Here is a 14,741-nt window from a genome sequence, read left to right as displayed (position 1 = left end):
TTATGAAATTATATGGCCTATTAACGGCAGTACTGCTGGTACTGCTCATCTCATCTTGTGAAAAAGATGTCTTAACCCAACTTCCAGTAGAACGTACAGACCTGAGCGATATTTTTAATCCAAAGGATAAAGAAGGAACATTAATTGAGGAATACCTGGCTGGAGTATACGCTCAGCTGCCAACTGGTTTTAACCGCATCGGAAACAATTTACTTGATGCAGGAACAGATGATGCCTTAAGCGGCAATATATCTGTAACCGCTGTAGATAAATTTAAGACGGGGCAATGGGGCCCTTCAGACTTACCGGAAAACCCATGGGTTGCCTGTTATAGCGCAATAAGGAGGGCAAATATATTATTGGCAAACATTGGCAGCTCCGGAATTCCCGATTTAAGAAAAGATGCCATCCGTTTTCAGGCAAGGGCATTGCGCAGCATCTTTTATTTTGAATTGGTAAAACGATGGGGAGGAGTTCCTTTACTGGGCGATAAAGTTTTTGGCCTGGAAGATGACCTTCAGCTGGCCAGAAATTCCAGAGCGGAATGTGTAGATTACATCCTGTCAGAGTGTGAATTTCTGAAGGATAAACTACCGGCTACATTGACCGCGGGTGAGCTGGGAAGGATTTCAAAGGGAACCATCTTTGCACTCAAATCGAGGTTACTCTTATATGAAGCAAGTCCGCTATACAACCCATCTAACGATTTGTTAAAGTGGCAGGCTGCTGCCAAAGCAGCTGATGACCTGATCAAGCTGAACAGCTATTCACTGGAAACCAACCTTTCCACACTTTTCACCACCAGAAGCAATAAAGAATTTATCCTGGCTTATCAGCAGGCAGATAACACCACTATCGAAAGCTTAAATGAGCCACCGGGTTACAAAAGAGGAGGACAGGGACAGACCAATCCTACACAAAACCTGGTGGATGCATTTCCAATGGCCAATGGTAAAGGTATCGACGAACCTGGTTCCGGCTACAGCGCCGCAGATCCATATAAAAACCGTGATCCCCGCTTTTACCTGACGATATTTCATAATGGCTATTCCTGGCTGGGTACTCCGGTGGAAACCTTTACCGGAGGAAAAAACAATACGCGAATCGGTATTGGAACGGGAACAAAGACCGGATATTACATGCGTAAGTTCATGACAACGAGTGGTTCTGCTACCGGATTTTCAAATGCTACCCATAATTTTCCAATTTTCAGGTATGCCGAGATTCTCCTGAATTATGCAGAAGCACAGAATGAGCAGCTCGCTGCACCGGACGCTTCCGTGTATAAGGCCGTTAACGACATCAGAAAACGGGCAGGCATTACCGTCCTGCTTACTGCAGGCTCACTGAGTAAAGAACAAATGAGGACGATGATCAGAAACGAACGACGCATCGAACTGGCATTTGAAGAACACCGGTTCTGGGACATCCGCAGGTGGAAAATTGCAGAAACCGTTTTAAATGGCACGCTGAAAGGTATGAAAATTACGATGAATCCCGATAAAACGCTGAGCTATGATCCAAATATGGTGGTACAAACGGTCACATTTGATGCCGCCAGAATGTACCTCTATCCGGTGCCTTATCTGGAAATTCAGAAAAACAGTGCCCTTGTTCAAAATCAAGGTTGGAATTAAGTCAGGTTATTAATTGTTAGTCAATATATCATGAAGAAGATATACATCATGCTGGTTTGTACACTGAGTGTACTGATGGGCTTTGCCCAGACCAGAATCATAAACGGACGGGTGTCGGACAATACCGGCCCCCTTCCGGGAATAAACATTAAAGTAGAAGGTACCACTATTGGAAGCACTACTGATCAGCAGGGTTTCTATGTGATTAAAAATGCACCCGCAGAGGGCCGCTTAATATTTAGCGGGGTGGGCTATAAATCCAGATCGGAGCAACTACAATCCAAATCTACCTATAACGTGCAGATGGAAGAGAACGTAGACGGATTGAATGAAGTGGTGGTGGTAGGATTTGGAACGCAGAAAAAAGCAACACTGACCGGTTCTGTTGCGAGCATCAGCAGAAAAGAAATGAAACAAAGTCCGGTAGCCAATCTTACCAATGCGCTATCCGGCCGCTTGCCTGGGCTTTTTGCCCAGCAGAATAGCGGGCAACCTGGGAAGGACGAGTCTGCACTACAGATCAGAGGCGTCAGTACCTACCGCTCGGGTACAGGGCCGCTCCTTATCGTAGATGGGATCCAGCAGGATAATATTGGCCAGATAGACATGAACGAAGTAGAAAATATCTCCATTTTAAAAGACGCATCGGCAACCGCAGTTTACGGGATCCGCGGAGCAAACGGAGTCATCATCGTCACCACCAGACGGGGGCAGACAGGAGAGGCACAAGTTTCCATCAGCAACCAAACGGGAATTCAGCAATCTACCCGCTTACCGAAATTGCTGGATGCGTATAACTCGCTGCTATTATTGAAGGAAAGCTATGTCAATGATGGTCAGGCGGCCAATTTCCCTTATACAGACAGCCAGCTGGAGGAATTCCGTCTGGGTACAAATCCGTCTGTTTACCCGAATGTAAACTGGTATAAGGAAGTGATGCGCCCAAGTTCTTTGCAAACACAGTTTAATGCGAACGTTTCCGGAGGTACAGAAAATGTAAAATACTTTGTATCTGCCGGAATGATGAACCAGAATGGATTATTTAAAAACTTTAAGGAAAGCGAAACGGACAATACCTATTACATGAAGCGCTATAATTTCAGGTCAAACCTGGATATTAAGGTAAACAATAACCTGGATATCGGCCTTGATTTGTCTTCGAGGTTAGAGAACATCAATCAACCGCATCCCAGTGAAGCAGGACGATCGGTTTTTAACCAATTGCTGCGGACCGGTTTTGCACCCTATTCCTTCCCGGTTTACAATCCGGACGGATCATTTGCGGCGCCACCTCAGGGAAATCAACATCCCAATATGGTTGCCCAGTTAACACTGGCGGGTTACGACAGGACTTACAATACCGTACTTACCTCTAATTTAACTGCAGTTCATAAACTCGACTTTTTATTGAAAGGCTTATCTGCAAAGGGCTCGTTTGCGTTCAACAATACCCAGTTTTCAGAAAAAGACCTGTTCAGAAATGGCTATCCAACTTACCGGTATAATCCGACTAATAATACGTATAATTTATTTAACGCTTCTTATCCGGTGTTAAGGCCTTATCAGTTGGGCACCAATAACCTGGCACCAAGAGTAGCGACCAATCTTGAAGGTTCGCTTAATTATGCCAATCAGTTTGGTCAGCATAATTTAACCGTTCTTGGCCTTTACAACCAAAATACCAGGGTATATGTCAATGCAAGCGGAGTTCCGGATCCAACCCGTAAAATCAGCTATCTGGGATGGGTAGGAAGGGCAACCTATAATTATGCAAGCCGTTACCTGTTGGAGCTTAACCTTGGTTATACCGGCTCTAACCAATTTAACAACAAAAGCAGGTTCGGCTTTTTTCCGGCAGCTTCTGCAGGATGGGTCCTTTCCGAAGAATCTTTTGTAAAGAAGAACCTTAAATTCCTGGACCATTTTAAAATCAGAGGTTCCTATGGAATCGTCGGAAACGATAATGTTGGCCTGGACCTGAGCACCTATGCCTATCTGAGTACTTACGTGCCCTCCGGTAGCTACCAGTTCGGAGAGTCCAATACCAATTATAACGGATTGGCGGAAGGAAAACTGGGTAACGACAGACTCACCTGGGAAAAGGAAAGAAAGGCCAATATCGGCTTTGATATGCAATTGTTTAAATCTAAACTAAGCCTCACATTCGACTATTTTGACAACTACCGCTACGACATTATCACCACCCGTACAACAGTAGGTGATGTGGTCGGAATTACCTTACCGGAGGTGAACATGGGCAAAGTGAGCAATAAAGGAATGGAGCTCGAAATAGGGTATAACAACAAGATCGGGGAGCTGGGCTATTTTGTAAAGGGAAACATCGCGATCGCCAAAAACAAAGTGTTGGAGCGTGATGAAGAGCATAAAAAATATCCATGGCTGCAGGCAACCGGACAACCGGTAAACCAACCCTTTGGCTGGACATGGATTGGTTTTTATCAAAGTCAGGACGACATTAAAAACAGCGCGGTGACCACCTTTAACCCTCAGGTCGGAGATTTGAAATATGCCGACCTGAATGGTGATGGCATTATCAATGATGATGATAAAGGCCCCATCGGTTTCCCCGTAATACCGAATACGACCTTCGGTCTGTCTTTAGGTTTAAACTATAAAGGCTTTGACTTCAGTGTCTTATTTCAGGGCGCAGCCAATAACAGTGTGAGGCCTACAGACGAATTGATTTACGACAACATCGGGAACTTTCAGGAGCTTCATCTTGGACGATGGACGGAAGAAAATGCGGCTAATGCGACTTATCCAAAGCTGCACCTGGCAAGTGGAGGGGCGAACAACAGGCCAACCACCTCAACTTTCTGGCTTCGTTCCGGCAACTACCTGCGCTTAAAGAACTTTGAAATCGGCTATCAGTTAACGCCTTCCATACTTAAACGCATTGGGGTAGGAAGCCTCCGCGTTTATGCCAACGGATCCAATTTATTCACCTGGGACAAGCTTAAACTCCTTGACCCGGAATCACCGAGTGGCCGTGGAGAGAATTACCCTCAGCAGAAAATTTACAGTCTTGGATTAAACCTTAATTTTTAGAGATTCATGAAATTACTAAGAAACATTACATTAATTGGATTGGCAGTCAGCACCTTATGGTGTTGTAAAAAAGAAGGTGTATTATCAGGAGATACCCAATCCGATATTTTCGATAAAGACGTATGGACCGATAGTGTCCGTACCATGCAGGTGCTGACCAGTGTTTACGCAGACCTGGGGCCGGAAAGTTATACCACGCGCATCAATACCTCAAATTCTTTGTCTGAATTCAGCGATGAATCTGATGAACGCTGGGCCACCACCACGACCACACCGGCCGGAACCTTCCAAAAAGGAAATTATAGCGCGAGCTCCCTGCCGGCACCATTTAATACGGTTTGGAAAGACAGCTATAAGTCGATCAGAAAGGCCAATCTGTTCATCAACAGGGTAGACGAATCGCCTTTGTCTGCGCAAACAAGGAAAAGGATGAAGGCCGAAGCCCGTTTCCTGCGGTCCTGGTATTACCATTTACTGATGAAACATTATGGGGGAATTCCATTGGTCGACCATGTGCTGACCATCGACGACGATTTTAACCTTCCCCGGAACAGTTATGAGGAAGGTGTGAATTACATCGTTAAGGAAATGGACGAAGCGGCCGCAGACCTTCCAATGGAATACACAGGAACAGAAGGACAAAACTATGGCCGGATTACCAGGGGAGCTTGTCTGGCCTTAAAAGCCAGGGTATTGTTGTTTGCTGCCAGCCCCTTATTTAACGGAGGTGCAGCTGATCAAAATCCTGTTTTTGGATATCCTACCGAAGACAAGGCACGTTGGACAAAGGCTGCCCAGGCTGCTAAAGCGGTGATAGACCTGAATTTTTATGGCCTTTTACAGGGTGAGGGGGGAAACAATACCACGGCCGAAGGATTTTATAATGTCTTCCTGCAACGGGTAAATAAGGAACTGATTTTTGCCAGACTCTCCGGAAGTAACCGGACCTATGAAAATGCACACCTGCCATCAAGCAGGGGCGGAGCCTACCATACTTCACCTAACGGAGATTATGTGGATGCCTATCCGATGCGCAACGGGATGCCCATCAATACACCGGGATCAGGTTATGATCCTCAGAATCCTTATGTAAACCGCGATCCAAGATTTTACCGTTCCGTTATTTACAACGGCGCACTTTGGTTAAATCCATCCACCAATACCAAACAGGCGGTGTTTACTTATTTCAATGCACCAAGCGACGGGTTGAGCATTCCTTTTGTTACCCCCGGAACACAGACGGGTTATTACAATAGAAAAATGATGAGTGAAGATGTGACGGGTTCAACGGGAGGAACACAACATTTCTTTCCCTTTTTAAGATATGCGGAAGTCTTGCTGAATTATGCAGAAGCTTTAAATGAATCCGGGCAAACCACTGATGCTTATGAGCCTATGCGGCAAATCAGAGAGAGAGCCGGGCTCTCACCAGCGGCTTTACCTTCAGGACTAAGCCAGGAACAAATGCGTAAATTCATCAGAGATGAACGGAGGATTGAGCTTGCTTTTGAAGATCACCGGTTTTGGGATATCCGCAGGTGGAAGATTGGGGCCAGCACCTATGGAACTATACTTAGAGGAATGAAGATCATCAAAAACACAAACGGAACTTATAGCTATGAGAAATTCGATTTGCCAAAGCCAGCTTCGGTGTTTATAGAACCAAAAATGAACCTGTTGCCCATTCCGGCTGTTCAGGTAAACATTTCAGATAAACTGATTCAAAACCCGGGCTGGTAAAAAGAACAACATAATGAAAATAGCGAATCGCTTGATTACATTTCTGTCCCTATGCTTTGTTCAACCACTATGGTCGGTGGTAGCTGTTCAAAGAATTGCGAAATGTAATGATAATTTATGTTGAGGATATGGGCTGTGGAGATCCAGGTTGGGGGGCGAAATCTCTGCGCCTATATCTATAGAATTGGTAGAACGGGGATCCGTTTTACCAATTTCTATGCAACAAATAAATGAACGTTAATTAATAAACATAAAGTACCATCAAAACCAATAATTAAATGCACAAATCAATATTCCTATCCTTGTTAGTTCTGCTCTGTTTTAAAAGAAGTCATGCTCAAAACGAGCAAATGTCAGCAAATCAAATATATGGTCAGATGAAAAAGGTCGCAGACTGGCAATGGCATAATTTAGAAACCGGGGGATGGAAAAACCAAAAGAAAGACTGGACGAATGCGGCAATGTACGCCGGTATGATGGCCTGGAGTCAGCTGGCAAACGACGATGTTTATTATAAAAAGCTCCTTCAGGTTGGCGCAGATAACCAGTGGAAAATAGGGAAATACCGCTACTTCGCAGATGATTATTGTGTCGGACAATTGTATGCAAAGTTGTATCTGATCTATAAAAGACCTGAGTTCATCGCAGACTTGAAAAGCCTTGGTGATTCAATCCTGAAATTACCTCACCTGGAATCACTGGAATGGAAAAATGCAATCTATACAAGGGAATGGGCCTGGTGCGATGCGCTGTTTATGGGGCCTCCGGCGCTTGCCTTTCTTAGCGAAGCTACCGGCGATCCGAAATACCTGGACAAGGCGGTTGAGTTGTGGTGGAAATCTACCGGATATCTGTTTGATCAGGAGGAAAAACTCTATTACAGAGACAGCCGGTATTTCAATAAAAAAGAAAAAAATGGGACTAAAGTATTTTGGGGCCGGGGCAATGGTTGGGTCATTGGTGGATTGGTAAGAGTCTTGTCGGTATTGCCAAAAGGCCATCCGGATTACAAACGTTTTGAAAATTTATTTATTGAAATGTCTGATCGGCTGGCAGCGTTGCAACAGCCGGATGGGGCCTGGCATGCGAGTTTACTTGATCCGGAGAGTTATCCTTCCAAAGAGACCAGCGGTACAGGATTGATCTGTTATGCCATGGCATGGGGGGTCAACAACGGGCTTATTTCTTATAAAAAATACGAGCCTGTAATTACCAGGGCATGGGGCGCATTAAGCAGTGCGGTACATCCGGACGGAAAATTAGGTTTTGTACAGCCACAGGGAGCCGCACCTGATAAAGTGGGTTATGAGGATACGGATGTTTTCGGGGTAGGGGCATTTCTTTTGGCAGGAACTGAAGTCTTTCGCCTCAATCTGATGAATGAAAAAAACACAGTTATTAGTGAAATATATAATTTATCTTCCATTAACAAGGAGCAAACCGTCCGGATAGGATGGAATCAGGTCAAAAGAAAAATTAAGGTAAGCGATCCAAAACGCTTAATTGCAAGAGATGCGGCAACCGGGGAAATTGTTCCTTTAAAAATTAACTACGAACAGAAGAAACCTTCAGCATTACAAATTATGGTAAATGTTGCAGCGGGATCCAGCAGATTTTTTGAAATCAGCACCAAATAATATGATCAAGATGAAACCATCATAAGCATACTGCTTACAAAAAGTAATAAATAGACGCATGATCGCTTCATAACCAACAAAAATGAAATATATACGGATGAAAAATTATAAATACGCCCTTATGGTAGGCCTGGCATTTTTAACCGCCAGTCCAGCCCTGTATGCGCAGCAATTAAAAAAAGCAAAACCAGGTGCGACCACAACAGGTGGGCAAGACCGGGAGTACTGGTCAAATCTGCTCTATAAAATGGCATCTCCAGTCATCTTAAATCTGGCGAACAGTACCTTAAAACAAAACATGCCGGTAGAAGTTCCACCAGGTCAGAAAACAGATTTTTTTAAAAAGGTAACCTATCTCGAAGCTGTCGGACGTACGATGGCAGGAGTGGCACCATGGCTGGCACTTCCCGATGACGACACGAAAGAAGGCCTGCTGCGCAGGAAACTTCGTGCGGCATTATTAAAAGGGATTGCAAATGCAGTTGATCCGGCAAATCCGGATTACTTAAATTTCAGAACCGAAAGTCAGCCTATAGTAGATGCAGCCTATATGGCACAGGCCTTTTTAAGAGCGCCAAAAGCATTATGGGAACCATTGGATGCCGTAACAAAAGCCAGAATTGCAGAAGAGTTTAAGACCTTGCGCACACGTACAGGGGCCTATAACAACTGGTTACTGTTCGCTGGAATTAACGAAGCTTTCTTAATGACGATTGGCGAACAGCCGGATCCCGCACGACTGGAATTTGCCAAAAGAAAAATTCAGGAATGGTATCAGGGGGACGGCTGGTATAGCGACGGACCTAGTTTGAGTATTGATTATTACAACTCCTATGTGATCCATCCGATGCTGGTTGATTTTTTCAAAGTCTTGTCAGACAAGAAAAGGATCAAGGAAGAAATGTATGAAACCGCTGTAAAACGCATGGTTCGCTATTCAGAGTTTTCAGAACGGATCATTGGCCCGGATGGCACATATCCGCCAATGGGCAGGTCTGTAACTTACCGGACGGCTGCTTTTCAGGCCCTGGGCCAGGTCGCATTAATGGAAAAGTTGCCTTCAGAGATCAGCCCTGCGCAAGTCAGATCTGGTCTTACGGCAGTCATGCACCGGATGTTTGATCAATGCGACAACTTTGATAAAGCCGGATGGTTGGTTCTGGGTTTCTGTGGTTCACAACCTGGCATTGCCGATGGATATACGTCTACCGGTAGCTTGTACATGGCCACATTGGGGTTTTTACCGTTAGGATTGCCGGCAGATAATGCATTCTGGACAACACCGGCCGCAGAATGGACGGCTAAGAAAGCCTGGAGCGGGCAGCCTTTTAAAAAGGATTATCATGTAGAATATTAATCAACGACATATTAATCAACAGCATTTAAGTAACCCAAATGAAATATAGTTTAAAAACAGCTGTCCTGATTTTATTCCTGATCGCATCGGTCATTTCAGGGAAAAGTCAGGTGATGCCTGTCAACTGGGCTAGTTTTCAAAAGAAAGCCCCCCGCAATAAACTGGCAAATGTGGTAAAAACAACATTGCTGAATGCGAATCGGTTCGCACTAACTACCTGGTACAATGACCTCAAAAAATATCAGCCGGATTCCAGCGGTTATCTGGACCTGAAAAGCAAATCGAAGATCAATGAATACCGTTACCGTTTTCCTGCAGCAATGGCCTTTGGCATCGCCATCTCCATTAAAACCGGGATCTATGATCCTTCAGTAACCGGGGTTTCATTGCAGGAGGCTAAAGACAAAGCCATCCTGATGGTCCGCGCTGTGGCTTACGACCATAAAGTGAACCAGACCCGCAAGGTTTGGGGAGGAGATTGGCAGGCGGCCCATTGGGCTTATTACTCCGGATATGCGGCCTGGCTTTTATGGGAGGATTTTTCCGTAAAAGACCAATCTAATGTGATAAAAATGATCGTTGCAGAAGCAGACCGTTTTCTTCCAACAACCCCGCCTTACTATAAAGACAGTACCGGAAAGGTGATTTTTAAAGGCGATTCTAAAATTGAAGAAGATGCCTGGAATGCGGAACTCTTGTATCTGGCTTCGGTCATGTTACCCAAACATCCTCATTCAGATCAATGGATGCACAAGGCCCTGGAGTATCTGATCGCAGCGACCTCACTGCCTTCAGACCTGCACAATTCAAGAATGATCCATGGACGTCCTGTGAGCAGCTGGTTGCAGGGTTACAATATGGAGGAACCTGGCTTCGTCATCAACCATGGGATCATTCATCCAATGTACAATGCGCTCGCCTCCATGATCAATGCACCAATCGTTTTCTCCCTGGCCGGAAAAACAACGCCTGAGGCGGCCCGTTTCAATCTTGATAAAATTTACTACTCAGTAACGACACACCGCTTTTCTGCTCCGCCATACCGCGCTCCGGGGGGCACCATGTACCAGGAAGGAAGTCCGGAAGTTTATTATCCCGAAGGTTCTGATTGGGGTACGGGCGTTTATGATACTTATGCCAATCTGGATATTGCTGCTTTTTCCTATGGCTGGGATCACCTCAGTAAAAAACATAAAGGAGCATATTGGGCAAAACTGCATGTCGACAAAGTGTTGGCGCAACAAAATCGTTTTGCGGACAAACATACCTATGACGGTGATCATGAAAATAGCTATCCGGGTAGAGAAGAAGCAATTGCCAGCAGAATGGGATCTGCATGGATGACGATTTGGTTACAGCAACAGCTCCCTGTGGTTTATGAGAATAAACCTGTTTATAAATAAGATTTTACCAGAAAATATTGAACTTAAATGAACAAATACATTTTATTTTTTCTATTAATGATGGTTAGCAATGTATTGCTGGCCCAGAAAAGAAATACCGCATATACACCCGATAATGGGAACGGGACATTTACCAACCCCTTGATGTGGGGGGATTGGCCGGATCCGGATGTCATTCGGGTAGGGGATGATTTTTATTTGATCTCTACCAGTATGCATTATGTTCCGGGCAGCCCCATTGCCAGGTCTAAAGACCTGGTGAATTGGGAAATGGCAGGTTATGCGGTGCCCAGGTACGATGACGATCCCCGGTATGACATGAAGGGCGGGAATGCCTATTTAAAAGGCTCATGGGCCAATACCATTCGCTACCACAATGGTACTTTTTATGTTGGCTTTTGTACGCCTAATATTTCCCGTACTGAACCTGGATGCTTTTCCATGTGTACGGCCAAAGATGTAAAAGGTCCATGGACCAGAACCATTTTTAAAGAATACATGTATGATCCGGGTTTGTTTTTTGATGATGACGGCAAAGTGTATGTCGCACATGGACAGGAAAGGTTGTTTATCACGGAATTGAATGCAGACGGATTATCGGTTAAAACTCCCCGGAAAGAGATCTATAATAACAAGGAGTATCCTTACCTGGAAGGTTCTCATCTATATAAAATTAATGGGAAATATTATCTAATGAGTACTACCGGAGGTAAAAAGGGCCGGGAGATCTGTTTGAGGTCAGATGATATTTATGGACCTTATGAATCAAAGGAAGTCATCAGGGACGACCATACTTATCCGGGTAATGGTTTACATCAGGGTGGGATGGTTCAGATGAAGGATGGCAGCTGGTGGTTCATCATTATGCAGGATCGTGGTGCTATAGGCCGGGTGCCTAATCTGGAGCCGGTTACCTGGGTAGATGGCTGGCCAATGCTGGGGGAAAACGGAAAAGGAGTGGAAACCTATAAAAAACCAGATGTAGGAAAAACCTATCCTATCGTTGTTCCGGCAACATCCGAGGATTTTGCTGCGGCAAAGCTTGGATTACAATGGCAGTGGAACCATAATCCTGATGATCAAAAATGGTCTTTAAACGAACGTAAAGGTTATTTACGTCTGAAAGCAGGTAAAGCGGCAAAACTTTCCGAAGCGAGAAATACGCTGACACAAAGGGTGCAGGGACCATTCTCAAGTGGCACAGTCGAAATGGATGTCAGTGGTTTGAAGGATGGAAATATAGCCGGTTTCGGTATTTTTGAGCTTCCCTATGCCTTTGTCGCAATTCAACAAAAAGACAGACAGCAATCGATCATCATGATGAATGCAGACCGTACCGTCACGTCAATACCTTTTAAAGGAAAAAAGGTTTGGTTTAAGTCGAATGTTACCCATATTGGATTCAAGGCCTCTTTTGCGTACAGTATAGATGGCAAAAAATATCAGCCCATCGGCGATACCTTAAATATGGCGCTGGGGTTGAATTGGACGGCAAATCGCTTTGCTTTATTTAATTATAGTACTGAGGATTCCGGCATAGACGGTCATGCGGATTTCAATTGGTTTCGATTTGACCTAAAATAACGCGGTCTGATCAGATAACGTATTTATTTTACTAAATAACAGTTGAACAGGGGGGAGGCAATTAGGTAAGTTGTCGGGACTAAGCACCCCGACCTTATCACATTTGTAACAATTATAAAAAATGAGAACAAAAGAATCATCAAGACGACATTTTTTGAAGCAAACACTATTTTCAGTTTAAGGCCTGGAAGGAAGCCGGGATCATTAAGGATGTGACCTCGATAACCGCCCATATGAATTCCCCAAGGCGCTGGCATGGATGGGACATCCATCTCAAATCTTTTCCGGCTGCCGAGGCCTTGCCGGAGAGCCTGGATTGGGACCTTTGGCAAATGGCCACAACAGGACACAATTATAATAAGGATTTTGTGAACGGGCAATGGCGCTGCTGGTTTGATTTCGGTATGGGCGCGCTTGGCGACTGGGGTGCACATATTCTGGACACTGCACATGAATTTCTTGATCTGGGCCTGCCATATCAGATCAATCCGGTTTTAGAAGGGCATAACGATTTCTTTTTTCCTACCTCTTCTACCTTAGCTTTTAAATTTCCAAAGAGGGGCGATATGCCGGCGCTGGATGTAAACTGGTATGATGGCATCAATAATTTGCCACCAAGCACCGGGGCAATTGCACCGGCAAAATTAAATCCCGGAAAGATCATTTACAGTAAGGAACTGACTTTTAAAGGAGGCTCTCATGGCAGCACCTTATCAATTATTCCTGAAGAAAAAGCGAAGGCCATGGCAGGCAGGCAGGCTTCCTGAAGTGCCATTAAGCCCTTCAAATCATTTTAAGAATTTTCTTCAGGCTTGTAAAGGGGAAGAAAAAACAAGATCACCATTTTCGATAGCCGGGCCGCTGAGTCAGGTATTCTGTCTGGGGGTACTTGCTCAGAAATTAAATACAAAACTTGAATTTGACCGTAAAAGAAAGGTCATTACCAATCATAAGGTAGCCAATGCATTATTGATTGGCCCGCCGCCACGCAAGGGCTGGGAGCAATATTACAAGGTTTAAGGTTAAGCCTGACCATGATCACAAAAGATATTGGAAGGAGAAATACAGGAGGCATTTCAATTAATGCCCCCGGTGTTTCTCCTTTTTCTTTTGTTGTCTGAGCTCAAACTTAGCTTGTTCTGCCATTGCTTTGTCCAGTTTTGACAGCGCCTTTCTTTCTTTTTTCAGGGTTTCAAGTTGTTCCTTCAATAAGATTTGAGCTTTACTGTAGACGTGTTTTACCCGGCTGTCTGTCGCGTTTTTTTGAATTCGTTTTTGCTGTTTTTTAAAACTCTTTTTCTCTTTTGTTCCCCGCTCATTGACCATAGCCGGGGTATATGTAAGCCTGCCAAAGTCAAGACGATCCAGAAACTCGTTTATTTCCGCACTTTCGGGTTCTGAAGTACTGATCACAAACCTGGCAACGCAATACTTACCGGCTTCGGTTCTTTCAAATAAAGCAATCCAAAAAGGCTGATCAAATAATATGGTGACCTGGTGCTCGCTTTTCATAGGTACAATTTTCCTTGATTGAGGCAGCAAAATTACTGTGCTTCGAACCTGGAAAATTGTATAAAACGGTCGTTTTGGTTTTTATGGAGTACTTTTGGAGATACACCACTGAGCTTTCTGATTTCCCGGATGAAATGTGGCTGATCGGTAAATGCTTCGCTTGGAAACAGTTTCCCTTCTTTGATTTGCTGAAAGGAATTTCGGAACCTAAGCAGATTGCAATATGATTTCAAGGAAATGCCATATTGTGAATTAAAGTAACGGTTGATTTGGCGCTCCTTCCAGCATACTTTTTCAGCGATTTCTTTTACCGTTAATGAACCATGAGAAGCATAAACCAGCTCAAAGAGCTTTTGCTTTCTCTCATCAATTTTGCCGGGGAGCTGTTCCGCTATCTTTCCTGTGGCTTTTTTACAGAAAAGCTCAAAATTGCTAAGGTCAGCGGCACTAAAGTCCCAAAAGCCTGTTGGTAAAAGCCTGGCCTGGTTTAGCAAACCGGCAATGCTTTCTTTAAGGATGTATTCTATTCCAGGTGGTTTAAAACTGATGGCAAAAATCAAAGCCCCGGCCGTAATTGCGGTCTTTTCGGGCTGGGTTTCCAGTCCGAAAAGGGCCATGCGAAAGGGCTGTACCGGCGATTGAGAAAGAAAAAGATCAGCTCTTCCATCGGGAACAATGACCACCTCTTTATCATTGCCGGAACCATTGTGCAGCATCCAGAAACTGTCCACAAAGTCGGAAAGCGAATCGTTCGGTTTGATGAGTTGGTATTCCAAATGGTGTTTTTTTGATTTATTTAATC

The 14,741-nt window shown here is 44.5% G+C and carries 11 protein-coding genes; 9 read left to right on the top strand and 2 right to left on the bottom strand.

All coding sequences use genetic code 11. The annotated features are described in order from the left end of the window. The first annotated feature begins 2 nt into the window (after positions 1-2). The 9 genes from DBR43_RS30585 (at position 3) to DBR43_RS33365 (ending at position 13,447) form a co-directional block, all read left to right on the top strand. Positions 3-1,637 carry a RagB/SusD family nutrient uptake outer membrane protein gene (locus DBR43_RS30585; RefSeq protein WP_124587151.1) on the top strand — a complete coding sequence of 545 codons (1,635 nt, stop codon included), beginning with the start codon at positions 3-5 and terminating at the stop codon, positions 1,635-1,637. 30 nt (positions 1,638-1,667) lie between these two features. Further along, on the top strand, positions 1,668-4,706 hold the full coding sequence (locus DBR43_RS30580; RefSeq protein ID WP_124587150.1) for a SusC/RagA family TonB-linked outer membrane protein: 3,039 nt from the start codon (positions 1,668-1,670) through the stop codon (positions 4,704-4,706). A gap of 6 nt (positions 4,707-4,712) precedes the next feature. After that, complete coding sequence (locus DBR43_RS30575) at positions 4,713-6,446, top strand: RagB/SusD family nutrient uptake outer membrane protein (protein ID WP_124587149.1); 1,734 nt, start codon at positions 4,713-4,715, stop codon at positions 6,444-6,446. Positions 6,447-6,796: 350 nt separating this feature from the next. Continuing rightward, entirely contained in the window at positions 6,797-8,083 is a 1,287-nt protein-coding gene (locus DBR43_RS30570) for a glycoside hydrolase family 105 protein (RefSeq protein ID WP_233603288.1), read from the top strand. A 97-nt stretch (positions 8,084-8,180) separates the two neighbouring features. Further along, positions 8,181-9,440, top strand: coding sequence for a DUF2264 domain-containing protein (locus DBR43_RS30565; RefSeq protein ID WP_124587147.1), 1,260 nt, complete (start codon positions 8,181-8,183; stop codon positions 9,438-9,440). Between the two features lie 38 nt (positions 9,441-9,478). After that, positions 9,479-10,843 (top strand): hypothetical protein, encoded by a 1,365-nt coding sequence (locus DBR43_RS30560; RefSeq protein WP_124587146.1) that lies wholly within the window; start codon positions 9,479-9,481, stop codon positions 10,841-10,843. Between the two features lie 27 nt (positions 10,844-10,870). Beyond that, complete coding sequence (locus DBR43_RS30555) at positions 10,871-12,427, top strand: glycoside hydrolase 43 family protein (RefSeq protein ID WP_124587145.1); 1,557 nt, start codon at positions 10,871-10,873, stop codon at positions 12,425-12,427. 233 nt (positions 12,428-12,660) lie between these two features. Next, a complete protein-coding gene (locus DBR43_RS33370) occupies positions 12,661-13,194 on the top strand; it encodes a hypothetical protein (RefSeq protein ID WP_233603286.1) in 534 nt (177 codons plus the stop codon). Beyond that, the gene (locus DBR43_RS33365) at positions 13,127-13,447 is read left to right on the top strand and encodes a hypothetical protein (RefSeq protein WP_233603285.1); all 321 of its coding nucleotides are present in this window, start codon (positions 13,127-13,129) and stop codon (positions 13,445-13,447) included. Before DBR43_RS33370 ends, DBR43_RS33365 begins: the two co-directional genes overlap by 68 nt. 60 nt (positions 13,448-13,507) lie before the next feature. On the opposite strand, the gene DBR43_RS30545 is transcribed toward DBR43_RS33365, so the two are convergent. Then, positions 13,508-13,939: a YjdF family protein gene (locus DBR43_RS30545; RefSeq protein WP_124587144.1), complete on the bottom strand. Its 432-nt coding sequence runs from the start codon at positions 13,937-13,939 to the stop codon at positions 13,508-13,510. A gap of 32 nt (positions 13,940-13,971) precedes the next feature. After that, a complete protein-coding gene (locus DBR43_RS30540) occupies positions 13,972-14,715 on the bottom strand; it encodes a helix-turn-helix domain-containing protein (protein ID WP_124587143.1) in 744 nt (247 codons plus the stop codon). Positions 14,716-14,741: the final 26 nt, after the last annotated feature.

The sequence above is a fragment of the Pedobacter sp. KBW06 genome (assembly GCF_003852525.1).
In the GTDB taxonomy this organism is placed as follows: domain Bacteria; phylum Bacteroidota; class Bacteroidia; order Sphingobacteriales; family Sphingobacteriaceae; genus Pedobacter.
Note: the sequence above shows the minus strand (reverse complement) of the source record. Positions and strands in the feature narration are given on the sequence as shown.